Annotated in this window: 25 protein-coding genes; 8 read left to right on the plus strand and 17 right to left on the minus strand. The window is 45.0% G+C overall.

Going from position 1 to position 25,426, the window contains the following annotated elements; translation table 11 throughout:
- Positions 1–113 precede the first annotated feature (113 nt).
- The 6 genes from purD to prmA all read right to left on the minus strand — a co-directional run bounded on the left by purD (position 114) and on the right by prmA (position 6,844).
- Positions 114–1,406: a phosphoribosylamine--glycine ligase gene (gene purD, locus V7R55_RS18995; protein ID WP_334060901.1), complete on the minus strand. Its 1,293-nt coding sequence runs from the start codon at positions 1,404–1,406 to the stop codon at positions 114–116.
- 27 nt (positions 1,407–1,433) lie between these two features.
- Positions 1,434–2,249, minus strand: a complete 816-nt coding sequence (locus tag V7R55_RS19000) for a class I SAM-dependent methyltransferase (RefSeq protein WP_334060902.1) — start codon at positions 2,247–2,249, stop codon at positions 1,434–1,436.
- Between the two features lie 342 nt (positions 2,250–2,591).
- Positions 2,592–4,190: a bifunctional phosphoribosylaminoimidazolecarboxamide formyltransferase/IMP cyclohydrolase gene (purH, locus tag V7R55_RS19005; protein ID WP_334060903.1), complete on the minus strand. Its 1,599-nt coding sequence runs from the start codon at positions 4,188–4,190 to the stop codon at positions 2,592–2,594.
- Between the two features lie 82 nt (positions 4,191–4,272).
- On the minus strand, positions 4,273–4,566 hold the full coding sequence (gene fis / locus V7R55_RS19010) for a DNA-binding transcriptional regulator Fis (protein WP_012520109.1): 294 nt from the start codon (positions 4,564–4,566) through the stop codon (positions 4,273–4,275).
- Between the two features lie 30 nt (positions 4,567–4,596).
- The gene (gene dusB, locus V7R55_RS19015; protein ID WP_334060905.1) at positions 4,597–5,595 is read right to left on the minus strand and encodes a tRNA dihydrouridine synthase DusB; all 999 of its coding nucleotides are present in this window, start codon (positions 5,593–5,595) and stop codon (positions 4,597–4,599) included.
- Between the two features lie 370 nt (positions 5,596–5,965).
- The gene (gene prmA / locus V7R55_RS19020) at positions 5,966–6,844 is read right to left on the minus strand and encodes a 50S ribosomal protein L11 methyltransferase (RefSeq protein ID WP_334060906.1); all 879 of its coding nucleotides are present in this window, start codon (positions 6,842–6,844) and stop codon (positions 5,966–5,968) included.
- Between the two features lie 206 nt (positions 6,845–7,050).
- Here prmA and V7R55_RS19025 point away from each other — a divergent pair, with 206 nt between their 5' ends.
- Together V7R55_RS19025 and V7R55_RS19030 are read left to right on the plus strand one after the other, a co-directional pair.
- The gene (locus V7R55_RS19025; protein WP_334060908.1) at positions 7,051–7,812 is read left to right on the plus strand and encodes a substrate-binding periplasmic protein; all 762 of its coding nucleotides are present in this window, start codon (positions 7,051–7,053) and stop codon (positions 7,810–7,812) included.
- A 154-nt stretch (positions 7,813–7,966) separates the two neighbouring features.
- A complete protein-coding gene (locus tag V7R55_RS19030) occupies positions 7,967–9,589 on the plus strand; it encodes an amidase (protein ID WP_334060910.1) in 1,623 nt (540 codons plus the stop codon).
- A 107-nt stretch (positions 9,590–9,696) separates the two neighbouring features.
- Here V7R55_RS19030 and V7R55_RS19035 read toward each other — a convergent pair whose 3' ends face one another.
- The 3 genes from V7R55_RS19035 to V7R55_RS19045 all read right to left on the minus strand — a co-directional run bounded on the left by V7R55_RS19035 (position 9,697) and on the right by V7R55_RS19045 (position 11,026).
- Positions 9,697–9,990 carry a high-potential iron-sulfur protein gene (locus tag V7R55_RS19035; protein ID WP_118491294.1) on the minus strand — a complete coding sequence of 98 codons (294 nt, stop codon included), beginning with the start codon at positions 9,988–9,990 and terminating at the stop codon, positions 9,697–9,699.
- A gap of 222 nt (positions 9,991–10,212) precedes the next feature.
- Complete coding sequence (locus V7R55_RS19040; protein ID WP_334060912.1) at positions 10,213–10,842, minus strand: flavin reductase family protein; 630 nt, start codon at positions 10,840–10,842, stop codon at positions 10,213–10,215.
- A complete protein-coding gene (locus tag V7R55_RS19045; protein WP_105932532.1) occupies positions 10,835–11,026 on the minus strand; it encodes a CPXCG motif-containing cysteine-rich protein in 192 nt (63 codons plus the stop codon). The genes V7R55_RS19040 and V7R55_RS19045 overlap by 8 nt, the downstream gene beginning before the upstream one ends.
- Before the next feature lie 189 nt (positions 11,027–11,215).
- Here V7R55_RS19045 and V7R55_RS19050 point away from each other — a divergent pair, with 189 nt between their 5' ends.
- From V7R55_RS19050 to V7R55_RS19060, 3 genes are all read left to right on the plus strand, one after another.
- The gene (locus V7R55_RS19050; protein WP_269917953.1) at positions 11,216–11,503 is read left to right on the plus strand and encodes a hypothetical protein; all 288 of its coding nucleotides are present in this window, start codon (positions 11,216–11,218) and stop codon (positions 11,501–11,503) included.
- Positions 11,504–11,621: 118 nt separating this feature from the next.
- A complete protein-coding gene (locus V7R55_RS19055) occupies positions 11,622–13,766 on the plus strand; it encodes an exonuclease domain-containing protein (RefSeq protein WP_334060913.1) in 2,145 nt (714 codons plus the stop codon).
- Positions 13,767–13,865: 99 nt separating this feature from the next.
- A complete protein-coding gene (locus V7R55_RS19060) occupies positions 13,866–14,129 on the plus strand; it encodes a TIGR03643 family protein (RefSeq protein WP_334060915.1) in 264 nt (87 codons plus the stop codon).
- A gap of 55 nt (positions 14,130–14,184) precedes the next feature.
- Here V7R55_RS19060 and V7R55_RS19065 read toward each other — a convergent pair whose 3' ends face one another.
- The 8 genes from V7R55_RS19065 to cutA form a co-directional block, all read right to left on the minus strand.
- Positions 14,185–14,625: a hypothetical protein gene (locus V7R55_RS19065; RefSeq protein WP_334060916.1), complete on the minus strand. Its 441-nt coding sequence runs from the start codon at positions 14,623–14,625 to the stop codon at positions 14,185–14,187.
- Positions 14,626–14,922: 297 nt separating this feature from the next.
- Positions 14,923–15,867 carry a hypothetical protein gene (locus V7R55_RS19070; RefSeq protein ID WP_334060918.1) on the minus strand — a complete coding sequence of 315 codons (945 nt, stop codon included), beginning with the start codon at positions 15,865–15,867 and terminating at the stop codon, positions 14,923–14,925.
- A 361-nt stretch (positions 15,868–16,228) separates the two neighbouring features.
- Positions 16,229–17,572 (minus strand): acetyl-CoA carboxylase biotin carboxylase subunit, encoded by a 1,344-nt coding sequence (accC, locus tag V7R55_RS19075; RefSeq protein WP_334060919.1) that lies wholly within the window; start codon positions 17,570–17,572, stop codon positions 16,229–16,231.
- A gap of 14 nt (positions 17,573–17,586) precedes the next feature.
- The gene (gene accB, locus V7R55_RS19080) at positions 17,587–18,048 is read right to left on the minus strand and encodes an acetyl-CoA carboxylase biotin carboxyl carrier protein (protein WP_334060921.1); all 462 of its coding nucleotides are present in this window, start codon (positions 18,046–18,048) and stop codon (positions 17,587–17,589) included.
- 14 nt (positions 18,049–18,062) lie between these two features.
- On the minus strand, positions 18,063–18,503 hold the full coding sequence (aroQ, locus tag V7R55_RS19085) for a type II 3-dehydroquinate dehydratase (protein ID WP_334060923.1): 441 nt from the start codon (positions 18,501–18,503) through the stop codon (positions 18,063–18,065).
- Positions 18,504–18,762: 259 nt separating this feature from the next.
- On the minus strand, positions 18,763–19,581 hold the full coding sequence (locus tag V7R55_RS19090; protein ID WP_334060932.1) for a M23 family metallopeptidase: 819 nt from the start codon (positions 19,579–19,581) through the stop codon (positions 18,763–18,765).
- A gap of 88 nt (positions 19,582–19,669) precedes the next feature.
- Positions 19,670–21,556, minus strand: coding sequence for a protein-disulfide reductase DsbD (locus V7R55_RS19095; protein ID WP_334060925.1), 1,887 nt, complete (start codon positions 21,554–21,556; stop codon positions 19,670–19,672).
- A gap of 62 nt (positions 21,557–21,618) precedes the next feature.
- A complete protein-coding gene (cutA, locus tag V7R55_RS19100; protein WP_334060926.1) occupies positions 21,619–21,933 on the minus strand; it encodes a divalent-cation tolerance protein CutA in 315 nt (104 codons plus the stop codon).
- A gap of 212 nt (positions 21,934–22,145) precedes the next feature.
- Between cutA and V7R55_RS19105 the strand changes: the two genes are divergently transcribed.
- The 3 genes from V7R55_RS19105 (at position 22,146) to groL (ending at position 24,932) form a co-directional block, all read left to right on the plus strand.
- On the plus strand, positions 22,146–22,670 hold the full coding sequence (locus V7R55_RS19105; protein WP_334060928.1) for an FxsA family protein: 525 nt from the start codon (positions 22,146–22,148) through the stop codon (positions 22,668–22,670).
- 290 nt (positions 22,671–22,960) lie between these two features.
- Entirely contained in the window at positions 22,961–23,251 is a 291-nt protein-coding gene (locus V7R55_RS19110; RefSeq protein WP_012520088.1) for a co-chaperone GroES, read from the plus strand.
- Positions 23,252–23,291: 40 nt separating this feature from the next.
- Complete coding sequence (gene groL, locus V7R55_RS19115; protein WP_334060930.1) at positions 23,292–24,932, plus strand: chaperonin GroEL; 1,641 nt, start codon at positions 23,292–23,294, stop codon at positions 24,930–24,932.
- Positions 24,933–25,426: the final 494 nt, after the last annotated feature.

Raw genomic sequence — 25,426 nt, forward strand, 5'->3', positions numbered from 1 at the left:
GATTAACGATAGCTAAGTGATTCAGCGTTTGCGCTGGTTACTGGTTTTTTTAGGCCGAGTACGGCAAAAAAAAACGCGGCATTAAGCCGCGTTTTTAATGTTTTGTGGTTCGCTTATTTGGCTTCAGCTTCACGCGCAATTGCACGGTGCGCAATATCAGTGCGGTAGTACACATCTTTAAACTGAATGGCTTTTAGTAGCTCGTAAGCTTTTTGCTGCGCTTCGGTAACGTTGTTACCCAAAGCTGTAGCGCAAAGTACGCGGCCACCTGCGGTTACCACTTCGCCATCTTGAAGGGCGGTACCTGCATGGAAAACCTTTCCCTCTAGCTTCGCAGCGTCTTCAAAACCAGTTATCACGTCGCCTTTATCATAGCTGCCTGGATAGCCGCCAGCTGCAAGCACAACACCTACCGACGCGCGCTCATCAAACTCAATCGTTTTACCAGCAAGTTCGCCTTTGCACGCTGCTTGGCAAAGTGGAACCAAGTCAGACTTTAAGCGCAGCATGATTGGCTGAGTTTCCGGATCGCCAAAGCGGCAGTTGTATTCGATTACCTTCGGAGTGCCATCGGCCATAATCATAAGGCCAGCATATAAAAAGCCAACGTAGTCGTTGCCTTCAGCAGCCATGCCGTTAACTGTTGGCATAATTACTTCTTGCATAATACGGTCGTGAATGTCTTGCGTTACAACCGGAGCCGGAGAATAAGCACCCATACCGCCTGTGTTAGGCCCTTTATCGCCGTCAGCCGCACGCTTGTGGTCTTGGCTGGTGGCAAAAGGCAGTACGTTTTTGCCGTCTACCATGACAATGAACGACGCTTCTTCACCGTCTAGGAATTCTTCAATAACTACGCGGCTGCCGGCTTCGCCAAACGCGTTACCTGCCAGCATGTCGCGGATAGCATCTTCGGCTTCTTCAAGGGTCATCGCAACAATAACACCTTTACCTGCCGCTAAGCCGTCAGCTTTTACTACAATCGGCGCGCCTTTCTCGCGAACATAAGCAATAGCTGGGTCAATTTCGGTGAAGTTTTGGTATTCAGCCGTAGGAATATTGTGTCGAGCCAAAAAGTCTTTGGTAAAAGCTTTTGAGCCCTCAAGCTGCGCCGCAGCTTGAGTAGGGCCAAAAATCATTAAATCTGCGTTAGTGAACGCATCTACTACACCTGCAACTAGCGGCGCCTCTGGGCCTACAATAGTAAGCGCAACATCGTTACCTTGAGCAAAAGAAACTAGGCCTGCGATGTCGTTGACATCAATAGCTACGTTCTCAAGCTTAGGTTCTGTAGCAGTACCTGCATTACCAGGAGCTACAAATACGGTTGAAACATCAGAAGACTGCGCTGCTTTAAACGCTAGCGCGTGTTCGCGGCCACCGCCGCCAATTACAAGTACGTTCATTAACTGTTCCGTTTTGAGTGTTTAATATTATGATTTTGGTTTGGTGAATTTTAGCGTCATGCGATTGCTCTCGCCAATCGCCATGTATTTTTCGCGGTCTTGGTCGTCAAGCGCCAAACGAGGAGGTAGCGTCCACACACCTTTCGGGTGATCTGCGCTATCCATTGGGTTTGCGTTAACATCGCTACTAGCTTCAAGGACAAAACCCGCTTTTTCAGCGGCAGCGATAACGTAAGAACGCTTCATGTAGCCACTTTTCTTCATCGCTTCATCATCTGCACTTTCAGGTAGCTCATGTTCCACTACGCCCAGTACGCCGCCTGGCTTAAGCGCTTTGAAAAATGCGCCAAATGCATTGTCGATGCCTTCGTCACCGTGACGCATGTACCAGTTGTGTACGTTGCGAAAGGTTAACACCATATCAGCGCTGCCCGCTTCACTAATATCTAGTGCTTTCATAGGGTCGAATGCAGTCAGCTCAGCACCTTCATACTTCATGCCCGGCTTCATTTTCTCTTTAAAGCCTTCTACCGACTTTTTGTAGTAGCCACTGGTTTCATCGTCTACATAAAAGTGAGCCGCTACGTATTTTCCGTCTTGTTTTACAACAGAATAAAGAATGTCGGCATACCAGCCGCCACCTGGAGAAATTTCGACTACAGTCATGTCCGGCTGTAGACCAAAAAAGCGTAATGTTTGTTGAGGGTTGCGATACTCATCGCGTACTTTTACACTAGCCGAGCGGATATCGCTCATTGCGGCATCAGAAATCGCATCTGCGCTGGCATAAGTAGCACTTACACCTAGGGTTGCGGCTAACACATATTGGGCTAACTTTTTCATTCTTATTTCCTTTCTCTGTCGAGGGTAGGTAGTTGTCTATGCGTACTAGTAAAACATAACATTTATTAGTAACACTATTACTACAAATTACTACAAGTCAGATCAAGCCTATCAGCTAACCTCTATTCGCACTTACGCCTTAGCAGAGTTATTCGCAACTTTGTCGCTTCGATGTGGTATCAACACAACCATGCGATTGGCCTCGGTTCTGCGTATTAAAAAGGGTTAAGGAAAAATAACAAACACACAGTAAAGCAACTAAATGCCACCTTACTGCGTGTTTAACTTAGGTATTGGTTTCCCTCACTAAGCCTGAACTAAAAGATATAGCGTAGATACCTATTAGTGACGGAAGTGACGCATGCCCGTAAACACCATAGCAATGCCGTGTTCGTCAGCGGCATCAATCACTTCTTGGTCGCGCATAGAGCCGCCAGGCTGAATGACTGCCTTAATGCCAGCTTCAGCTGCTGCATCAATGCCGTCACGGAATGGGAAGAAAGCATCAGATGCCATAACAGAACCAGCCACTTCAAGGTTCTCATCAGCTGCTTTAATGCCCGCAATTTTTGCAGAGTAAACACGGCTCATTTGACCTGCGCCCACGCCTACCGTCATACCGTCTTTGCAGTAAACAATCGCGTTAGACTTCACGTATTTCGCTACCTTCCAGCAGAACATAAGGTCGCGTAGTTCATCTTCGCTTGGCTTACGCTTAGTCACCACTTCAAGGTCTTCCATTTCAACCATGCCGAAGTCGCGCTCTTGTACTAATAAACCGCCGTTTACGCGCTTAAAGTCGTAACCTTCAGTTAGCTGACCAGCCCAGTCACCACACGCTAGAAGACGTACGTTTTTCTTCGCACTTACTACTTCTTTCGCTTCATCGCTTACGGTCGGCGCAATAATGACTTCTACGAATTGACGGTCAACAATCGCTTGCGCGGTTTTCGCATCTAGTTCGCGGTTAAACGCAATAATGCCGCCAAATGCAGACGTTGGGTCAGTTTTAAACGCACGATCGTAGGCACTTAGGATATCGTCGCCAATAGCAACACCGCACGGGTTAGCGTGCTTAACGATTACACATGCTGGCTCTTCAAATTCCTTCACGCACTCTAGTGCCGCATCGGTATCAGCGATGTTGTTAAACGATAGCTCTTTACCTTGAAGCTGAGTCGCAGTAGCAACCGACGCTTCTTGAATATCGTTTTCTACATAAAAAGCCGCTTCTTGATGGCTATTTTCGCCATAGCGAAGGTCTTGCTTCTTAGTAAGCTGCATATTGTAGGTGCGTGGGAATTCGCTGCTATCTTCACAACAACCTGTTTCGCATGCAGCACTATCTAAACGGGCACCGAAATAGTTTGCAATCATGCCGTCGTATTCAGCTGTGTGTTCAAATGCTTTGATGGCTAAATCGAAGCGTGTGCTGTAAGACAAAGAACCGTTGTTGTCGTTCATTTCTGCAAGCACGCGAGCGTAGTCAGACGCATTAACCACAATAGTAACGTCTTTATGGTTTTTCGCTGCAGCGCGTACCATCGTTGGGCCACCGATATCAATATTTTCAATTGCATCTTCTAGCGTGCAATCTTCGTTTGCCACTGTTGCAGCAAACGGGTAAAGGTTAACTACCACAAGATCGATAGGTGCAATGTTGTGTTCTTCCATCACCGCTTCATCGGTACCGCGACGACCAAGGATACCGCCATGAATTTTAGGGTGAAGAGTTTTAACACGACCAGCCATGATTTCTGGGTGACCTGTGTGATCAGAAACTTCTTTCACAGGTAAGCCAGCGTCAGCAAGTAGTTTCGCGGTACCGCCCGTCGACAGAAGTTCTACGCCAGCGTTATGCAGCGCTGTCGCGAAATCGAGGATACCAGTTTTATCAGAGACACTAAGGAGAGCGCGTTTAATAGGTTTTGGTGTTTGCATAAATTTTAAGTTTCTAATGTTGTAGTGTTGAAACAAAAAGAGCACCGTGTGGTGCTCTTTGGTGGGCAAAGCCCTTGGAATCTTAGTTCATGCCGTATTGCTTAAGCTTCTTGCGAAGTGTGCCACGGTTGATGCCCATCATGATGGCAGCGCGGGTTTGATTGCCGCGTGTGTAAGTCATGACTTCTTCTAGCAGCGGCGCTTCAACTTCAGCCAGTACCATTTCGTACAGGTTATCGATGTTTGCGTTATCCAATTGCTTAAGGTACTTGTTAACCGCTTGCTTTACAGAGTCACGCAGTGGCTTTTGAGCTTGCGTTTGTGAAGGCGTAGTTACTGTAGTAGTAAAAGGTGAAGTCACGTTTTGATCGAACATAATACTGTGTTGCTCTTAAGTTAGTCATCACTATGCTGCGGGAGAGATCTGTCGGGTCTCTCGTGTCTGCAGCGCTTGAAAATATGCATTTAGTGCATCGAGTTGCTCATTCGCGTCATCGATAGCGTTAAACGTTTTACGAAACTGACGATCCGTATCGTGCTCCGCGAGATACCAGCCCACGTGCTTACGGGCAATTCTTACACCGGCAATGTCGCCATAAAAGTCCTGCACATTAGCTACATGCTCGTGCAAAATCTCATATTGCTCTGACAGCGGCGGTGGTGCTAGGTTCTCGCCCGTTTCAAGATAATGTTGGATTTGTTTAAATATCCAAGGCTTACCTTGTGCGCCGCGACCTATCATTACGCCATCTGCACCGGTGTAATTCAGCACCTCTTGTGCTTTCTCTGGAGAAGTAATGTCACCATTTGCAATAACCGGAATTGAAATTGCCGCCTTTATTTGACGTATGGTGCTGTATTCAGCCTCTCCTTTATACATACAAGCTCGCGTTCTGCCGTGAACAGCAAGCGACTGTATGCCGTTTTGCTCTGCAATGCGGGCAATGTCTACCCCATTGCGATTTTCTGGATTCCAGCCGGTACGAATTTTCAGTGTCACGGGTACTTCTACAGCATTAACTACTGCTTTAATAATCGCTTCCACTGTGTCTGGGTATTGAAGCAGCGCAGAACCTGCTAGCTTCTTATTGACCTTTTTAGCAGGACAACCCATGTTGATGTCGATGATTTGCGCACCGTTATCTACATTAAATTGTGCTGCCTGAGCCATAAGCTCAGGGTCAGCCCCAGCTATCTGTACGGAGCGAATGCCTTCTTCACCCTCATGATTCATACGCGCTTGCGATTTGGCTGTGTTCCACACCTTCGGATTACTCGAAAGCATTTCTGAAACAACAAGTCCTGCACCTAAGCGCTTACAAAGTTGGCGAAACGGTCTGTCTGTTACGCCAGCCATGGGGGCCAACATCAAATTGTTTTCTAACTCGTAAGGTCCAATTCGCATTGTAAAATGTATAGCTCACCATCTAAAACTGCACAGAAAATATACACCCGGCTAAAACGGGGCGCTAAGTGTACGTGTTTTCGCAAGGCTTGAAAAGGCTAAAAATCACACAAAATTTCACTTCGTGGTCTTGACAGTGAAAAAAATCTGTCACATTAGTAAGCTAACGTCGATTTTTAGTACGAATATTGTACGAAAGTCTTACAGCCCCCGATTTGAAAGGGCTGTAATGTGAAAAAAATTAACAAATAATTAGGGGGTAACGTGCGTTGTCGTACGAATTTTCGTCGCAATATAGAGGTGCTTTGCCGTAAACGCTCTAATGCGACTAGACGTATATTTAACCGTCTAGTCAGTTTTTTAATCGCGCTTAGTGTTTTTTACCCGATACTCGCGCCCACTCTCCGTCAATGGCACTGGGTTCAAGAGTAATGTCGTTTGAATAAGCGTCTTCAATGCGAGTAACTTGTTCTGCCAGTATGCCTGAGAGCACTAACAAGCCGTCCTTTTTGCAGTAATTAGTAATAACGCCTTGGAGTTCTAATAATGGACCTGACAAGATATTCGCCATAACCACATCGGCTTCAAGCTCAGGCTGGTCTTCCGGTAGATACACATCTAATCGGTCTTCAACACCATTGCGGCGAGCGTTTTCTTTTGTCGCTTGAAGTGCTTGCGGGTCAATATCAATGCCAATTACGCGTTTAGCGCCCAATTTCAACGCGGCCAGCGCTAAAATTCCCGAGCCACAGCCAAAATCGACCACAGTTTTATCTGTCATATCGATACCGTCTAACCAGCGTAGGCAAAGTGCAGTAGTAGGGTGCGTACCTGTGCCAAAAGCAAGGCCTGGATCCAACATAACGTTAACGGCATCAGGGTCTGGAACGTCACGCCAGCTTGGGCAAATCCATAAGCGTTCGCCAAACTGCATTGGGTGGAAATTATCCATCCATTCCCGCTCCCAGTCTTTATCTTCAAGCGGCTCTAGCTTGTATTTAAAGTCTGGGCCAAGCACTTTAGCTTTACCTAGGCGCTGCAGAATACCTTTCATATCCGCATCTGCTTCAAACAAACCCACTACTTGTGTATCTGGCCACAATAACACTTCACCCGGCTTGGGTTCATACATTGGGGTGTCTTTCGCGTCTACATAGGTAACCGCCTGCGAGCCATTTGCCGTTAGCATGTCGCCTATTGATTCTGCGTATTCAGAAGAAGTATTAATTCGAAGTTGTAGCCAAGCCATATTTATCGTTCGTTGAGACCTTTACTTGTTATTGTACCCTCGCTTGGCGTTAAACAAAATGAAAGGAATTGAAAAGCGATAACAATAGACGCCGTTTGTTGGTGTCAGGGAGCGGAGTGCCTTATCCTTTTGTCCACTGGTACAAACTAATATTGCGCTTATATTAGTACTTAATGCGGTTCAATTATTAAGTTAACCGGAGTTTTATGCGTTTTCTTATCTCTTTTATGTGTATTGTTGCCATTGCTTTGCCTACAAAAGCCCGTGAGTTGGATGTGGTTGTTGGCTGGAACAAACCTCCCTATGTTATTTCACAAGAACACAGCGGTTTTGAAATTGAATTAGTAAGGGCTCTTTTGTCAGAAATGGGGCATACACTTTCGCCTATCTATGTTCCGTTTGGGCGAACTGCTCGGCTTTTGGAAGATAAAGCTGTGGATATAGGCCTTACACAAAACGCTGCGCATAACTTGGATGATTCTGTCCTTTCTGACCCATACATTATTTATCAAAATGTTGTTGTGACAAAGGCGCAAAACAACTTTGTCATTAATGAAGTCAGTGATCTTAAGAGTAAGCGTGTCATCGCGTTTCAAACAGCGCAATCAGTGTTAGGTGAAGAATTTAAGCAAGCATTAGCGCTAGAGCCAATGTATATGGAAATGGCAAGGCAGGACCGTCAGGTCGACATGCTTATGCTCGATCATGTGGATGCGATTGTTTTAGATAGAAATATTTTTAATCACTTCAGAGCCCAAAACAGCGCCTATGCTGAGAAAGAAACGGTGTTCCATGAGTTGTTTCCTATTTCGGCATATTGCGCGGCTATTCCTGATCCTGAGCTAAGAGAAAAGTTTAATGCTGCTCTTCATCGCTTTATTGCAGATGGTCGGTATCAATTACTGCTCGATGAATATCAGCTTGATAATTTGCTTCACAAACTGCCAAAGGCGCCCGCCGCACTGTAAATGCACATTTTATCGTCTAGACAGTGAACTATTTCTGATTCAACGTATATCAAACTACCATTACGTTAATGCCCATCACCTCCTACCTAACCGAAGATGAGACTCGATGGCATAAGCACGTTCACATTAAAAACAATGCGTTAAGGAAAGCTCTATGTTGAAACAGTGGTATTTACTAGCCATAACCTTGCTGTGTACCGCCTGCGTGTCGCAAGCGCACCGTGAAGATAGCGATAATAAAAAGTGGCTAGATGAGCCAGCATACCTGCAGGCTCAAGCTATTGCTCAAGGCGATACAACATCGACAGAGCTAGTGAGCGGGTATTTAGCTCGAATTAATGAGTTAGATGAAAAGACAAATAGCGTTTTAGCACTAAACCCCAATGCATTAGCAGAAGCTAAATCAATTGATAGACAATTTGCCAGTGGAGCGGAATTAGGCCCGTTAGCCGGTATCCCTGTACTTTTAAAAGACAATATCGAGAGCGCAGAAATGCCCACAACGGCAGGCTCTATGGCGCTTATTAATAACGACACCGGACGAGACGCCCCCATTGTGGCGAAGCTAAAAGCAGCGGGCGCGATCATTCTTGGCAAGACTAACTTGTCTGAGTGGGCAAATTTTCGTTCTGAATCATCGATAAGCGGTTGGAGTGCAGTAGGGGGACTAACCCGTAACCCGCACATTTTATCTAGAAGTGCATGCGGTTCATCGTCTGGGTCGGGTGCAGCAATGTCACTTAGATTAGCGTCACTTGCCGTTGGTACTGAAACCAACGGCTCTATAATCTGCCCGGCATCTATTAACGGTGTAGTGGGCTTTAAGCCCACCGTTGGTTTACTTTCAAGAACTCATATTGTACCCATTTCATTCAGCCAGGATACAGCGGGGCCTATGACTTCCAACGTTCAAGACGCATGGCTGATGACGTCAGTTATGGCTGGTGAAGACGTGAACGATAGTGCAACTGAAAACACGGCGTCTCAGCGTCCTGCTATGCCTTCATCTGAAATGCTGGCAACAGATTTAAAAGGCAAGCGCATTGGTGTTGTCAGGTATCGTCAAGGTGATAACCCTCATGTACTTGACGTCTACAAAAGCGCGTTAAATCAGCTAAAAGCATCGGGTGCTACGCTGGTGGATATTAGTGATTTTTCTCAGCCTGACTCCTTTTGGGCCGACTCTTATAATGTTTTACTGAGTGAGTTTCACCACAGCATCAACGAATATTTGTCGGGATCGCCAGCAGAGATCCCCGCAAGAAATTTATCTGAGCTTATCGCTTTTAACAGCCAAACCGAGCGAGAGCTAGCATTATTCAACCAAGATATTTTTGAAAAGTCGCTAGACGCGGCGCCTATTGATAGCGAAGCGTATCACAGCGCCCTAAGTCTTATTCAAGATACAGCGGGCAAAAATGGTATTGACGCATTGCTAGCAAAACACAATGTCGATGTATTAGTTGCGCCTTCAAATAGCCCTTCATTTTTAATTGACGGTGTGTATGGCGATCATTCGCCAGCTGGTTTCATTGGTATAGGCTATCTAGCCGCTGTAGCGGGGTATCCACATCTCACAGTTCCGGCGGGTGAAGTGAAAGGTCTTCCAGTAGGCATTAGCTTTATCGGTGCTAAATGGAAAGATGAAGAAGTGCTAAAGATGGGCAAAGTCTTTGAAGCTAAACATGGCTTTTTTATTAAGCCAGGTCTTTTACCTACACGTTTTGATGACCCGAGCCTAAAGGGCATCCAGAATGGACTAAATGAGAGCCGCTAGATAAAAGCACGTGGTTTGAATGTGAAGTCTGTTTTGCAGTATTGAAACTAAAAAGCCCCCAATAATTATCGGGGGCTTTTGCTATTTATATAGCTGCGAGTGATGGTTTAGCCAGGCTTTTTAACCCACGCGCTACACCAGCCATCAGCGTTAACCAGCTTGTTAGGGAAAATGTTACAAGGGCGATATTGTTCGCCATCGGCTCCCTGCACGTACATGCAGTTTGCACATTTTGCACCTTCAACGGTTGAAGACGGTGTGTAGTTTAATGCTTTAGCAGTTGGGTCATCAGCGCTCAATTGTTCTTGAGCTTGTGCACGTAACGCTACACCACCTAATGTAAGACCGATAACTGTAGAGCCCGACAGTTTTAAAAAGTCACGGCGATTTACAGATTTCATAACATTCTCCTTAAGAGATAGAAACGATAATGATTCTTTTTTATTCAGTACCTTAAACGCAAAAACCTGCCCAAAGAGGCAGGTTTTGTGTATTGTTTAAATACTATCTCTTTTTGAAAAAAGATCGAATGAAATGTCTGATTTTCACTTGATCTAGATTAAATAAAATTCAGAGTGATGCCACCAGAGTATAAGCCTCAGACCGTTTGTTCTGCTACAAGTTCACTTTTTAGCGAGGGGGATACCAGGTTTAGCGTAGGCAAATTGTGCAATACGCGTAGTGCTGTGATAGCTATCTAAACCAGAAATACAGGCAGTGTTGGCTTTTTCTAAATCGGCGTATCCGTCTTCATCAATAATGCTCTCTGGCATATGAAGCTCTTGGATTTCTCCAATTACCATTTCGGTTTCGTTAAGCAGTTTTAAATGTTGCGCCACCTTTAAGCCCATCTTGATTTGGCTTTCTTTAACAAACGGAGCACTAAATGACTCACTAAACTGCGGCGTTAAACCTACTGCTTCAAATTCGCTCTCATCTGGAGCATAGCGAGCAGACGTTTGGTGCGCTTTGTCTACCCAATCAGACGACACGTGATTTAGCGTGTAAAAGCCCTGTTGCTTTATATTGCTAAGGGTGTCTCGTACGACCGTGTGTGGGCGCATGATCATCCCGATTAGCGGCGGGTTAGCACCGACATGAACGATAGAGCTTACAATGGCTAAATTGTTGGTGTTGCCGTTTGTAGTACCCACCAATGTCGCCGATTTGAATCCAGACAAACTGTTGACTAGATTAGCTCGGTATCGCTGAGCAAGTTCGTCAATATCGCTGCGTGTAAACTGCTTAGTCATTTTCTCGTTCTGCCTCAATTTGAATATCGTCACCATGCTGATAAGTCGTCAACTCTATGGGTTGGCAGCACACCTGACAGTCGAGTACTTGGACTTGACCCACATCGTTAACCTCATCTATTTCAACGTCGTTAGGCGCCATACAGTAAGGGCAGGAGAAGCCCATGGAACGGGTTAAGCTCATATTTCATTGCCTTATTAATCATGAATAGTGTTTATTACGTAATGCTAAGACGAGTGGATTTTCTTTAGCAAAATACCCCGTTGTTTATGAAAAGAATGCGCTGAGGCAATCGCATAGCCATTATTAAATGGAAGTCTTGATGATGAGCCCTAATAAACAGCAGCAAGGTGAATGAATAGAGGTGATGGTGTGGCAAATAAAGTAGGAAACTGCCCGTGTTGTAATAGAGAAACACGCCTGACTTATCATCACCTTATCCCTAAAAAAATGCACCGACGCACCTATTTCAAAAAGCACTTTAGCAAAGCCGAACTGCAGGACGGTATCTATATTTGTAGGCAGTGCCATAGCGGCATACATCGCTTTTATGATGAGATGACGTTGGCCAAGCACTATTTTAATTTACAACGTTTACTAGATGACGAGCAGCTTTCAACGTTCTTTCAGTGGGTGTCTAAACAGCGAGTTCGAGTTTAATAAATGGCTTGGGTTAATAACGACCAGTAGATTTTAAATATATTCGCTATGGATTTAATTTGATTAACTTGGCTGTATAAATATACACTATTGATGTTTTCATAGCTATAGATTCCTCATGCGAAAAGATTTACCGCCACGTTATTACCTCACACATTTTCACGAGTTCCTCAAATTCTTTGAAGGTGCTAACAGTATGCTTTTAAGTGATGAGGCAGCAGATTTTGTTGAGCGTTTTAAGGCATTAGACGATGACAAAAAATGCATTGTGGTGCGCGCTGCAAATCGCAAGTATGCGGTTATTGACAGAACCCAGTTTAACTACAGTGAAATCAACGAACCGCAAGCACAGATAGATTGGCTCATTGATAGCGGGTGGTTTGGCGACCTTTCGAACGCATCGCTTAATGATATCGCCGGCGTTCTAACAAAAGACGCGTTGCTGAAACTTCTTGCTGAATACGGCAGTACGCAGGGGCTAGCATCTCTCACTAAGCCCAAACTCGTGACGTTACTTAACGAACATATTGGTGCTAGAGGCTGGCCAGAGCGCTTTGCGCTTAACAACTATTTGGTGTGTTTGTTTGATAATGCGCTTCGCTATTTACTGTTTCTCTATTTTGGCAACACCAAAAGTCGTTTAAATCAGTTTTCTATGCGTGATTTAGGTGTAATGAGAACCCGTTCTGACTCGGTAACCGACACAGCGCGTTTTGATACTAAAAGCGACGCCGAAGCTTCTTGGTTTTACGCTAATCACTTCAGTCAGTTGGCCTTTTATAACAATGATATATTGCTTGCCATTGCAGAGAGTGAATTACCTGTTACACAAGGTGTATCTGCGAGTTTTTATCGCGACCAGCTGCTTTACGCGTTGGGGCTTAAAGTGTTGGCTTTTGATAGGCCCAAAGGGCTAGACATTTTAAAACTAGCGCAAAGCGATAAGGCAAAAGAAAAGTGGCTAAGAGAAAGCTACAAAGACGGCCAAGAAGATGACGTCAAACAAGTACTAGAAAGCATTATTGATAACCCTCAATCTGATACCCTATTGGCGTTTGCCGAAGATTTTTATGCCCGTAAATACCATAAAAAGCGCACCAGCACGGTTACCGATATGCTTCGAAATGCTAGCCGTACACTGGATATTGATGTAAGCCAAAATCAGCAAGTAGAACGCGGCGTATTGGCCCATTATGCAAGGCAAGACGTAGAGGGCTGGCGTACAGAAAATCGGTTATGGCGCAGTTTATTTGGCCTCACTTTTTGGAAGCAACTTTACGAAGAAGATACGCTGGTTACAGAGTTTGATCGAAGGCCATTATCGCTTAAGCAAAATAACTTTTACGCCAAGTTTGAGCAAAGTATTGAAGCACTGCTGCGTGCTCTTGATAGCAAAGAGAAACTGCGTTTTCACATCCACAAAATGGCCACAATGCACTACGGCAAAGTGAACAGCCTGTTTATGTGGTCTAGTCATTTGCTTACGCCCATAGAGGCCCTGATTGAGCATGGTGCGCTAGATTCTATTTATGCTTTACTTCGCATGATGTGCAAAGACTTCGAAAGCCTTCGAGATGGCTTCCCCGATATTATGGTGTTTGATGGCGCGCTTCGCTTTGAAGAAATTAAAGCGCCTGGCGATCAGCTTCGCCGTAACCAATTGGTTTCCATTCAGCGTTTGCAGCAAGCTGGATTTGACGTTGCGGTAACAACCGTAAAATGGATACGCGACCCTGCACAGCCTTATGTTGTGGTAGATATAGAGACCACAGGGGGCAACAACAACTATAACCGCATTACCGAGATAGGTATGGTGAAACTTGTTGGCGGTAAAGAGGTAGACCGGTTTCAAACCTTATTGAACCCGCAGCGCAGAATTCCTAGTAATATAACCCGTTTAACCGGTATCTCAGACGAGATGGTAGCAGACGCGCCGCTGTTTGCCGAAGTCGCAGAGCAGGTGGCACGATTTACCGAAGATGCCGTATTTGTTGCCCATAACGTAAACTTTGATTATGGGTTCATTAAACAAGAGTTTGCGCGGTTAGAGCAGCATTTTAGGCGACCAAAAATGTGCACGGTTCGCGAAATGCGCCGCACTTATCCCGGGTTGCCTTCGTACTCGTTAGCTAATTTAACTAAACATTTCCATATTGAAATGGAGCAGCATCACCGAGCGCTAAGCGACGCTAAGGCGGCCGCCGAACTGTTAAAACTAGCATTTGAGAAAGACGATGAATTAACGGGCTTGCCGGAGAATTAATAACGTTGTTATTAATATTTTTACTATGCAGATACTGAACAAAATGTGCGTAAATGCTGTATTGAGTTGAGTTATAACGTGCATATTGAGATGTAAGACATGGCATTAACTGAAGAACAAGAATCACGAGTTATTGAAATGGCGTGGGAAGATCGCACGCCGTTTGAAGCTATTGAACGTTTATACGGACTGCCGGAAAAAGATGTGATAAAGCTTATGCGTAAAAACCTTAAACACAAAACCTTTAAAAATTGGCGAGAACGGGTGTCAGGCAGAAAAACCAAACACGCTAGTTTGCGCCCTGAAGGTGTGGATAGAGGCTATTGTCCCTCGCAATACAAATACAAAAGTGCCAACAAGTAGTGTTCAATAAATATCTGTTTGACGTTACCGGTTTGACAACGTGAATTCGCCTATATTACCTCTTTGGCGGGGTGATCGTGGTTATGGGTAAAAGAAACGCGGTTAACTGCTGACGCAAGGGCGTTGGAAAGACAACCGTGTTTTCTGATTGTAAAATAGTTTTAGCGTGATGCACCTGGCGTAACAGATTTTGGTAGGTGTCATCGTTTCGCTGTATTGCCTCTACCTTACTCATCGTTAATTCAATAAACTCGGCGGGCGACAAACTGTCATGTTTTCTAATCTCAAAAGCTAGCGCCTTGAGCACATAGGCTTCCCACTCTTTTCTGTAGCTCTCTTGCAAGCGTTCGGGATAAAGCGTTAAGTCAGATATATCCTGTGCTAAGTCTACAATATCGAGTGGATCATCAAAGAGGACGCGAAACGCAAGAAGCGCTTCATCAGAGAGTCGAGAAATGGGAAGTTTATCTTTGAACTGAGCGTAGCGGCTTGGCACAAGAACACCTTTTTATTGCGGGTAAAACTTTTAGTTTTTTAGTCATGGACCTGATAATCCCGACTAAATTAACTCCTCTAATTGTAGTAAAACCAATAAGTCGATGAAAGTGGGCTTGGTTAAAAATACGTAATCTAAAATAACTGAACGTATTAGCAGACCAGCCCGTAATTTATTATGCACTGTTAAAGTGTGTACGCGTTCTTGCTGTTTGGCCCATCGTTTGATGGGCCTTTTTTTTGGATTAGCCGTTCTCGTGCTGTCGGTTGCGCAAAAGCGCAAAAGAGCGTCAGTCACTCAACTTTCAAAGGAAAGCTTTACGCCGGCCAGTAACCTGCTGACGCTATCTACGACGTCAGCCCTGACAAACCATTCTACATCATGCTTTTCAGACAGCACGCCGCTCACCTCTAGTGAACCGCCGTGACCTGTCCCCAGAAAATCTTCAATTAATTCAGCGCGCTCACCAAAGCTACTGTCTATATAGGAGTAGTATGCGAAGTAATCGATAGGATACGATGTGTTAAAAGCGCCTGCATCAAACTCTCCGCTGGTGCCCACAACAATTTTTGCAGCACTTTCATCAGTGCGCTGAACCAGTTCTATAAAGGCGGTATCTTTATCGTTCATGCGAAACCGATACTCAGCACGTGCAAATGTACCACCGAGCATTTTTTCAAAACTGGCCTCGTAGCTATGGCGGTGGTCCATTTTAGCCGAGTACTCAATCTCGAAATACGCATCCTCCCCACCAATATTAAATGCTTCAGAGGCTTCAGCATTTGCAAGTTGACCAACCACTACTTCAAGGGCTGTGTCGTTTTGTAATTGCCTTACGTGACGTACCCCCGTTATCCACCCATCTTTCGATAAACCGGTGGAAGAAACACGCCCTTTGTAGGTTGGAATAATGCCTAGCTCAGTTTTTCCAGATTCGGTTTCATGTCTCAAATACAGACGTCTTGCGTAGAGATAATCAGTATTGTCGCTACCGAACGTATTGTGGCTTGATGAAAAGTCATCACCAGTTACCACAAAGCTGTTTAGTGACCACGCTGAAGTGATGGCAAGAGAAGGATAGTAGCGCAGTCGATATTGTTCGCGGCTAGGGCGGTTAGAGCGATCATCGTATCGAACCTGTATGTCTAGCTTCTGTGAAAAAGTGGGTGCTATTTGTTCTCCAAACGCACTGGTTCCCGAAAAAGTAATGAGTGGTAAAACAAGCAAAAACGGAATTCGCACCTATCGAACCTTAAACAAAGCAATTAGCTAGTTTATACATTAAATCTAATTAATTAGCGCAAAAAAGAACGACTTAACGAAAAAAATACAAAAAAAGCCGGCAGGGATGCCGGCGATAAGTGGAGTGGGACTCCAATGAGGGTAAAACACACAAAATTTTAAGGGAGATGTCTTAAAACCTGTGTGCAGTATAGAACCAGTTTTCAAATAGGAAAATCGTTAAAAATTGATTGTGGTAATCGGAAAATTAGAATGTTCTGAATAGCGAATAGCGAATAGCGAATAGCGAATAGCGAATAGCGAATAGCGAATAGCGAAAATTGGGCTACACAAAAAACAGCGTGTAGCCCAAAGGGGGGGATTAGGCTAAACCTAGCTTCTTCTCTAGGTAGTGGATGTTGGTTCCACCTGCGAAGAAATTTTCATCGGCCATAATAGCGCGTTGAAGCGGAATATTCGTTTTAATACCCTCAACCACAATCTCTTCAAGAGCATGGCGCATACGAGCAATCGCTTCGTCGCGGCTTTCACCGTAAGTGATAAGCTTGCCTATCATTGAATCGTAGTAAGGAGGTACGTGGTAGCCCGCATAAATATGCGACTCCCAACGAATACCTAAACCACCTGGCGCATGGAACATATCGATAGGACCAGGGCTAGGAATAAAGGTTTGTGGATCTTCTGCGTTAATTCGACACTCAATAGCGTGGCCACGAATTTGAATTTGCGACTGATCAATTGACAGTGGCTGACCGGCTGCAATGCGAAGCTGCTCTTTAATAAGGTCAACGCCTGTGATCATTTCCGATACTGGGTGCTCTACCTGAATACGGGTATTCATTTCAATGAAATAGAATTCGCCGTTTTCATATAGAAACTCGAATGTACCTGCTCCGCGGTAGCCAATTTCAATACAGGCTCTGCGGCAGCGATCACCAATCTTAGTGCGCATTTGCTCAGAAATACCCGGTGCTGGGGCTTCTTCCACTACTTTCTGGTGGCGACGCTGCATTGAACAGTCACGTTCACCTAAGTGAATGGCGTTACCTTGGCCATCAGCTAATACTTGAATTTCAACGTGACGTGGGTTTTCAAGGAATTTTTCCATGTAAACCGTTGAGTTGCCAAATGCAGCGCCGGCTTCCGCTTGCGTGGTTTCAATGGCTTTAATCAATTCAGCTTCACTGCGTACTACGCGCATACCACGGCCACCGCCGCCGCCCGCAGCTTTAACGATGATTGGGTAACCAATGCGCTTAGCAATGGCTTTATTGCGCTCTGCGTCGTCAGTTAGCGGGCCGTCAGAACCAGGTACACAAGGCACGCCTGCTTTTTTCATGGCGTTGATAGCAGAAACTTTGTCACCCATAAGGTTGATAGTTTCAGCTTTAGGACCAATGAAAATAAAGCCGCTTTTTTCTACCGCTTCAGCAAAGTCTGCGTTTTCCGCTAGGAAACCGTAACCAGGGTGAATAGCAATAGAGTTAGTCACTTCCGCAGCAGCAATAATGCGAGGAATGTTCAGGTAGCTTTCAGTTGCCGATGCTTTACCAATACAAATTGATTCGTCAGCCAGCAACACGTGCTTTAAGTTTTTATCCGCAGTAGAGTGCACAGCTACGGTTTTGATGCCCAGTTCTTTACAGGCTCTCAAAATACGCAGGGCAATCTCACCACGGTTAGCAATAAGTACTTTATCTAGCATAGTTAAGCACTCGCTTATTCAATAATGAACATTGGTTGGTCGAATTCTACAGGGTCTTGGTTTTCAACCAAGATTGCCTTAACCACGCCTGCTTTATCTGCTTCAATTTGGTTCATCATCTTCATCGCTTCAACGATACAAAGCGTGTCGCCAACTTTTACTTGCTGACCAACTTCTGCAAACGGCTTTGCCGTTGGTGAAGATGCACGGTAGAACGTACCTACCATTGGAGACTTAACAACGTGACCGTCTGGCTGTGCAGGCTCTGCAGCAGGCGCTTCTGACGCCGTTGTTGCCGCCGCAGCTGGCGCAGCCTGCGGGACAGCAGGTGCTGCAAAGCTGTAGTTCATTGGCGCTTGAACACCCGTTGGGCCACGGTGGATGCGTACGGACTCTTCGCCTTCAGTGATCTCTAGCTCGGCAATGCCAGATTCTTCCACTAGTTCGATGAGTTTTTTAATCTTTCTAATATCCATGTTCTGTCTCTGCTCTATTTTGGCGATTTCGGTAAATTGATTGCTGCAGTTAACGCGAGCGAATAGCCCATGGCACCAAGGCCAACAATGACGCCAGCTGCAACATCAGAAAAGTAAGAATGATGACGAAAAGGTTCACGGGCGTGAACGTTCGACAAATGCACTTCAATAAACGGGATATTGACACTCAATAACGCATCGCGAAGTGCGACGCTGGTGTGCGTGAAGGCAGCAGGATTAATAATAATGGCATCAACATTACCCATAGCAGCGTGTACGCGGTCTATCAGTTCAAACTCAGCGTTTGACTGAAAATGCGTTAAGGTCACGTTGCTTGACGCAGCCTGCGCCTGCAAATCATCTACGATGTCTTGCAAGGTTTGTGTGCCGTATTTGTCGGGTTCTCTTTGGCCTAACATATTCAGGTTAGGGCCATTTAATAACAAAATATTCATCTAGTTTGCTGCTATCTTCGGGAAAATGTCACTCTTGTTGCCATTTCAACAAACTTTTGTGACAGTTGCACGAAAAAAAGCCAATTTCTTTTCTCGTTTATTGTGTTAATTGGTGATTATAGTGATAGATAAAGATTTAGCAGCAAAATACTGGTCTAATCAGGTGTTTTCGGGGCAAAGTTTTTTTGTTTGGTTTGCGTGAGATGCATGTGCTGAATCCCAGCATACTGCATTCTTGAGGGCATGCGATAGGCAAAGATTAGTGCGCGGTTTCAGTAGAGGCGTTCGCGAGAGAAAACGGCACACTTATGTATTTACCATGGAATTTCGCTACATAAACACCGAAGTGTAAATGGGGCAATGAAGAAAACCCCGTATTGCCGGTATAGCCGATAAGTTGCCCTTTCTGCACGTTTTGACCACGGGTTACGGCAATCCCCTTATGTTTGAGGTGGTAATATTCACCAGTTGTACCGTCGCTATGAAGAATAACTACATAGTTAGCGTACTTAGCAAACTCTGGGGTAGGCCCGCCTCTAGTTCCATCACCTTTAGTGTCTATCACTATGCCGCCACGTGACGCTAAGATAGGAGTACCCACCGGGGCTGCAAAATCAAGTGCATACCTTGACGCCCCTGAGTGACTAAAGTTGCCGTTAAAGCCTTGAACAATGCGGTATTCACTAGCTGGCTGTAGCGGTGACGTGTACGGGTAGTCGTTATCATGTATGGCATCCACACGCCCTACCGTCCATTTCACCCGCATCGACTGCCAAAACGCATTGGCATTGTTTACTACGCCTAGCGGCACTTTGTCATCGGTATCCAAAAACGCATTAACGTGTGCTTTCGGTTTAGGCTCACTGTTACCCGTAGGGATATGACGCAAAACATTAGAATAAAGGGTTAGTGCTACGGGCAACTCCACTTTTCTATGTACTGAGACTAGGAAAAGAGAAGAAGACGAAGGCGTAAGCTCAAAGCAAAAGCGTTTGTTATCAAAGCAGCCAGTGTTTTTTGCCGAAACAATAAATGAAGCAAAAAGCAGTAGGCCAATTAGCCATCTGAGCCTTTTCATTTGAAACCTGTAGCGGCACAAAATGGTAAAGGCAACACCAAGTGCTGCCTTCCAACTCGAAGCGCGGCCGCGCTTTGCGCTAGTAATTTCAATTGGCGCGAGCATTTTGGCTGCTGTTGGCGCTAGTGCCATTGTTTAACCACTGGTTTACGTGACTGGCAAAGGCCTCTGCTTTCATAAACCCGGTAACACGAGCTTTAGTTAGCTCATCACCGTTCTCGTCAAAGAACAAGATTGTGGGTAGACCCAACACGGTGAAGGTATCAAAAATTTCTTGGCGCTCTGGTGTGTTATCGGTAAGGTCCATTTGCATCCATACCGTATTGCTAAGCGCAGATACCACTTGCTCATCTGGGAAGGTGTACTTTTCAAATTCCTTACAGGCAACGCACCAGTCGGCATACAAATCGACCATCACGGTTTTGCCCTGTGCGTTAGCCGCCGCTATTTTATCGCGTAAGTCTGCTAGGTCTCGTGCAACAACAAAGTCTGGATGCCCTGCGTGTACACCATCAGCCTGTTCGCCCCAAAGCCCGGTATTGAGACCTGCTTGATAAGTAAGGCCAGCACTTCCCATAATGCCTATTGCCACCACAACAGCACGTATAAGCTTCATCAGTGAGTTTTTGCTGGCGCGGTTGAGTACCCAGTAGTAACCGAATAAACCGAAGCCAAGCAATCCCCATAGGAAGCCAGTGGCAGGGCTATTGTATAAACGTTCTATAAATACAATGGCTACCGCAAGCATCATAAAGCCGAAGGTAACTTTAACCACATTCATCCAGTTACCCGCTTTAGGCAGCAGCTTACCGCCCGTCATCCCGAACAGAATAAGTGGAACGCCCATACCTATACTAAGCAAATAAAGGGAAATGAAGCCTAAGGTCATATCGCCAGTTTGGGCGATAAATAACAATATGCCGGTTAGCGGCGCAGTAGTGCAGGGAGATGCGATAAGACCAGACAATACACCCATAATAAACACCCCCGCAAAACTGCCTGGCGTTTGGTTATTACTCATGTGAGTGAGCTTTTCTTGATACTTTGCTGGTAGCTGAATTTCAAAGCCACCAAATAGGGCAACGGCAAGCGCCACAAATAGCACAATGAATACGCCGAGTACTACGGGGTGTTGAAGCGCAGCTTGAAACTGCGCGCCGGCTACCGCAACCACTAACCCAAGCAACGAGTATGTAATTGCCATACCTTGAACATAAACAAAGGTTAGCCAGAATGAATGTGATGCGGTTTTAGGCTTGCCTTGACCAATCACAATGCCCGACACAATGGGGTACATAGGGAACACGCAAGGCGTGAAGGCTAAGCCTACACCCAGTGCAAAAAATAGCGCTAAAGTGAGAGCAAGGTTATCTTTATCGATAAGCTGTTGAGCTAAGTCAAACTGCTCACTTTGCGAAGAGGCCGATGCATTATTTGATCCCGACACCTTATCTGAATTGACTGCTGTAACACCTCCCACTTCGTTCAAGTACACGACTTTAACCGTAGGTGGGTAGCAAAGCCCGGCGTCAGCGCAGCCCTGATAGCGAATTTTAACTACGCCGTCACTGAGTGCAGATTCGATAGGCAGAGTAATAGATACGCCGTTGTAAAATACTTCAGACTCGCCGAAAAACTCATCTTCAATCATTACGCCAGTGGGGTACACAGGCTCGCCGACTTCAGCTTCTTTAGCCACAAACTTGAATTGTTTTAGGTACAGATAATAGCCATCGGCAATATCGAAGCTTAAGGTAAGCATATCGTCTTTTTGATTGAAATCGAACGCAAACGCTTGGTCTACATCTAAAAACTGAGGTTCATCTGCAAAAGGATCGTCAAATGCACTTGGCACCTGTGCAAAGGCGAACGCGCTTAATAGCGACATCAAACAAAACGCTGAGAGAACATAAGCACTAAAGCGATGGAACAGCGAGGCTGATGCAGTGCCTGATAAAACAGAAGGTAAAGTCATAAAGTTAAGATTCATATTATCTATTTTGCATTGTCGTTATTTTTATTGGAAAACGTTTTTAACTATTGCTGTAGGGTGGTTTTTAACCACTGACCGTAAGTACTGCTAGCCTCGGCATTAAGTTCGAGCCATTCAGGTACATCGTACGGATGTAGCTCACAAACCTTATCAAAAGCCTGTAATACAAGGTGTGTATTCGTTTTAATGATCAACTGGCATTCCGTGTCGGTCTCTATTTTACCCTGCCATTCATAAATAGACTCAATACCTTTAATAATATTCACGCAAGCTGCAAGCCTATCTTTAACGAGGGTGCTGGCGATCAACTGTGCTGTCTTTTCATCTGGCGTGGTACACAGAACAAGCTTTATTGTCATATACGTTTCCTACTTTTTCGTACCTACTACTTAGCTAATGAGTCGATGTGTAATGGACCTTAAAATCCACACTATTCTTTCATAGCCAAAGTATATCACGGTCGCTGTCGGTCGCTTTAAGTGGCTATTTAAGCGAAAGGATGGGCACCTTTTCTTGTTATTACGTACAAAGACCCTATAAAAGGTTATGAATACATGAAAGAGGAAGGATTTTGCGGGTTTTATTTTTATTGTTTGCCCTATTACCTATTTTAGAAATTGCGTTGCTTATTAATGTAGGCAGCGTGGTTGGTGGCTGGAATACCGTTGGTCTGGTGATTCTTTCTGCCTTTATTGGTGCTTACTTTGTGAAACGTGAAGGGGTAAGCACGCTGCAAACGGCACAAGAGAAGATGCAGCGAAATGAAGTGCCGGGAAAAGAGCTGGTTGAGGGATTAATGCTAGTAGTTGCGGGTATATTACTTGTCACGCCAGGTTTTATTACTGATATCTTCGGCTTCCTATTGGCAATGCCCGGCTCCCGCCATTTCTTTGCCGCACAAGTTAGTAAGCATATGAAAATGCGTGTTGTTGCTCCGGGCATGGGCCCTGGAGCTTCAGGCTTCGGGCAGGGCCAGTCACCGTTTGGGCAAAGCCCTTTCGACGAGCGCTCACGCTCACACAACAACGATGGTGATGTGTTTGAAGGTGAGTATTCGGATCGCACCACCAACGACCCAGATAAGCGCTTAAAATAAAACGATCAATAGCCCCTAATCTCAAGGCCTTTCCCTTAGGTTATGAACGCCGTTTACCGCGATAAACGGCGTTTACTTGCCCAATAAAAAGAAGTATTTAGCGAAAAAACCAATTTTTTTACATTTTTTTGTTTAAAAACCCTTGAAGTTATCTGGGTACTACCCCATCTATCCGTGCAGAAACGATTTTAACTGCTCAGCAATGAGCAACCCAGGCACACAGCATTCAGAGAGTCTGAGTGTTGGTAATCACATAAACTTGAATAGTGGAATTTTCAGGAGACTTGAAAATGGCAATTCGTCCTTTACACGACCGCGTAATCCTTAAGCGCGCAGAGCAAGAAAGCAAATCTGCAGGCGGTATCGTTCTGACTGGTTCTGCAGCAGAAAAATCTACACGCGGCGAAGTAATCGCAGTAGGTAACGGTCGCATTCTTGAGAACGGCGAAGTTAAAGCGCTTGACGTTAAAGTTGGCGACACCGTTATTTTCAACGACGGTTACGGCGTTAAAACAGAAAAGCTGGATGGTGAAGAAGTACTTATCCTAAGCGAAAGCGACATTCTAGCGATTGTTGAGTAATTACAACTAACGTTAAAACGAATTTTAGAGGAATTTAATCATGGCAGCTAAAGAAGTACGTTTTGGTGATGACGCTCGCAGTAAAATGCTTAAAGGCGTAAACACACTAGCTAACGCAGTTAAAGTAACACTAGGTCCAAAAGGCCGTAACGTTGTTCTTGACAAGTCTTTCGGTGCACCGACTATCACTAAAGATGGTGTGTCTGTAGCGAAAGAAATCGAGCTTGAAGACAAGTTCGAGAACATGGGCGCGCAAATGGTAAAAGAAGTTGCGTCTAAAGCGAACGACGAAGCGGGTGACGGTACTACTACTGCTACTGTACTTGCGCAAGCGATTGTTACTGAAGGCCTTAAGAGCGTTGCTGCGGGTATGAACCCAATGGACCTTAAGCGCGGTATCGACAAAGCAGTTGTTGCAGCGGTTGAAGAACTTAAAGCCCTTTCTACTGATTGTGCAGACAGCAAGTCTATCGCACAAGTAGGTACTATCTCTGCAAACTCTGATGCAGAAGTTGGCGATATCATTGCTCAAGCAATGGAAAAAGTAGGTAAAGAAGGTGTTATCACTGTAGAAGAAGGTCAGGCACTTCAAAACGAACTAGACGTTGTTGAAGGTATGCAGTTTGACCGCGGCTACCTATCTCCATACTTCATCAACAACCAAGAAAACGGTACTGTTGAACTAGACAACCCGTTCATCCTATTGGTTGACAAGAAAATTTCTAACATCCGCGAACTACTTCCTACTCTTGAGGGCGTAGCAAAAGCGGGTAAGCCGCTAATGATTATCGCTGAAGATGTTGAAGGCGAAGCGCTTGCTACACTAGTAGTAAACAACATGCGCGGTATCGTTAAAGTTGCTGCGGTTAAAGCACCAGGTTTTGGTGACCGTCGTAAAGCAATGCTTCAAGACATCGCTATCCTAACTGGCGGTACAGTAATCTCTGAAGAGATTGGTCTAGACCTTGAAAAAGTTCAGCTTGAAGACCTAGGTACTGCTAAGCGCGTAGTTATCAACAAAGACAACACTACTGTTGTTGACGGTAACGGCGACCAAGAAGCGATTGAAGGCCGTTGTGCTCAAATCAAAGGTCAAATTGAAGAATCTTCATCTGATTACGACAAAGAGAAGCTTCAAGAGCGTCTTGCTAAGCTTTCTGGCGGTGTTGCAGTAATTAAAGTTGGTGCAGCGACTGAAGTTGAAATGAAAGAGAAGAAAGACCGCGTAGAAGATGCACTACACGCAACTCGCGCAGCGGTTGAAGAAGGCGTAGTACCTGGTGGTGGTGTAGCACTAGTTCGCGCAGCAGCTAAGCTTGCTGAGCTAACGGGCGACAACGAAGACCAAACTGTAGGTGTTAAGCTTGCACTACGTGCAATGGAAGCGCCTCTACGTCAAATCTCTATCAACTCAGGTGCAGAAGCTTCAGTAGTCGTTAACGAAGTGAAGAACGGCGACGGTAACTACGGTTACAACGCAGGTAACGACACTTACGGCGACATGCTAGAGATGGGTATCCTTGACCCAACTAAAGTAACGCGCTCTGCACTACAGTTCGCATCTTCAATTGCTTCACTAATGATCACAACTGAAGCAATGGTAGCTGAACTACCTAAAGAAGAAGCAGCGCCAGCAATGCCTGATATGGGCGGCATGGGCGGAATGGGCGGCATGATGTAATCATCCCCCAAGCTTAACGCTTAAAAGGAAGGCGCTACTCGTTGAGTTAGCGCCTTTTTTATATCTATCACTCCGCCAAGGGTGAACGAATTAGTTCTTAAAGATTATCTCTACTCGATGGGCCGTGGTATCCAACGCTCTCGTCATATAATTGCCTCAAAATAATCGTCTGGCTATCGACAATTTGGCTTTAGTTGCACGATAGACATACCTTCCTTTATACGTGCTCACCGCGCGGCAAAAACTAACTAGAGAGCGCAATAAAGTCAGCTATGGATATTTGTCTCTTTTGTCTTAAATGTCATATAAAATTACACCATAAAATAAAGTAAATAAAGTTGTTAAAAAATAACTAATTGAATATCAGAGTAATTGCTTTAATTAAAAGGTTTAGTCAAAGTATCCAAAAGTATAATGGATAAAATAAAAGTGAAATCCATACTTTCTGAGTGAAATATGAAAAAAAATTAATTTAAATGGTCAGCTTTATGGGC

The sequence above is a fragment of the Alteromonas sp. S005 genome, from assembly GCF_036864475.1.
GTDB lineage: Bacteria > Pseudomonadota > Gammaproteobacteria > Enterobacterales > Alteromonadaceae > Alteromonas.

Excerpts from the sequence above, each read along its gene's own strand:
- V7R55_RS19090 (WP_334060932.1), bottom strand. The coding sequence starts at position 19,581 with ATGAAAAGGCTCAGATGGCTAATTGGCCTACTGCTTTTTGCTTCATTT.
- V7R55_RS19060 (WP_334060915.1), top strand. The coding sequence starts at position 13,866 with ATGGCATTAACTGAAGAACAAGAATCACGAGTTATTGAAATGGCGTGG.
- prmA (WP_334060906.1), bottom strand. The coding sequence starts at position 6,844 with ATGGCTTGGCTACAACTTCGAATTAATACTTCTTCTGAATACGCAGAA.
- aroQ (WP_334060923.1), bottom strand. The coding sequence starts at position 18,503 with ATGAATATTTTGTTATTAAATGGCCCTAACCTGAATATGTTAGGCCAA.
- V7R55_RS19040 (WP_334060912.1), bottom strand. The coding sequence starts at position 10,842 with ATGACTAAGCAGTTTACACGCAGCGATATTGACGAACTTGCTCAGCGA.
- accC (WP_334060919.1), bottom strand. The coding sequence starts at position 17,572 with ATGCTAGATAAAGTACTTATTGCTAACCGTGGTGAGATTGCCCTGCGT.
- V7R55_RS19035 (WP_118491294.1), bottom strand. The coding sequence starts at position 9,990 with ATGAAATCTGTAAATCGCCGTGACTTTTTAAAACTGTCGGGCTCTACA.
- V7R55_RS19030 (WP_334060910.1), top strand. The coding sequence starts at position 7,967 with ATGTTGAAACAGTGGTATTTACTAGCCATAACCTTGCTGTGTACCGCC.
- V7R55_RS19045 (WP_105932532.1), bottom strand. The coding sequence starts at position 11,026 with ATGAGCTTAACCCGTTCCATGGGCTTCTCCTGCCCTTACTGTATGGCG.
- V7R55_RS19110 (WP_012520088.1), top strand. The coding sequence starts at position 22,961 with ATGGCAATTCGTCCTTTACACGACCGCGTAATCCTTAAGCGCGCAGAG.
- V7R55_RS19055 (WP_334060913.1), top strand. The coding sequence starts at position 11,622 with ATGCGAAAAGATTTACCGCCACGTTATTACCTCACACATTTTCACGAG.
- fis (WP_012520109.1), bottom strand. The coding sequence starts at position 4,566 with ATGTTCGATCAAAACGTGACTTCACCTTTTACTACTACAGTAACTACG.
- V7R55_RS19000 (WP_334060902.1), bottom strand. The coding sequence starts at position 2,249 with ATGAAAAAGTTAGCCCAATATGTGTTAGCCGCAACCCTAGGTGTAAGT.
- groL (WP_334060930.1), top strand. The coding sequence starts at position 23,292 with ATGGCAGCTAAAGAAGTACGTTTTGGTGATGACGCTCGCAGTAAAATG.
- cutA (WP_334060926.1), bottom strand. The coding sequence starts at position 21,933 with ATGACAATAAAGCTTGTTCTGTGTACCACGCCAGATGAAAAGACAGCA.
- accB (WP_334060921.1), bottom strand. The coding sequence starts at position 18,048 with ATGGATATTAGAAAGATTAAAAAACTCATCGAACTAGTGGAAGAATCT.
- V7R55_RS19025 (WP_334060908.1), top strand. The coding sequence starts at position 7,051 with ATGCGTTTTCTTATCTCTTTTATGTGTATTGTTGCCATTGCTTTGCCT.
- purD (WP_334060901.1), bottom strand. The coding sequence starts at position 1,406 with ATGAACGTACTTGTAATTGGCGGCGGTGGCCGCGAACACGCGCTAGCG.
- V7R55_RS19095 (WP_334060925.1), bottom strand. The coding sequence starts at position 21,556 with ATGACTTTACCTTCTGTTTTATCAGGCACTGCATCAGCCTCGCTGTTC.
- dusB (WP_334060905.1), bottom strand. The coding sequence starts at position 5,595 with ATGCGAATTGGACCTTACGAGTTAGAAAACAATTTGATGTTGGCCCCC.
- purH (WP_334060903.1), bottom strand. The coding sequence starts at position 4,190 with ATGCAAACACCAAAACCTATTAAACGCGCTCTCCTTAGTGTCTCTGAT.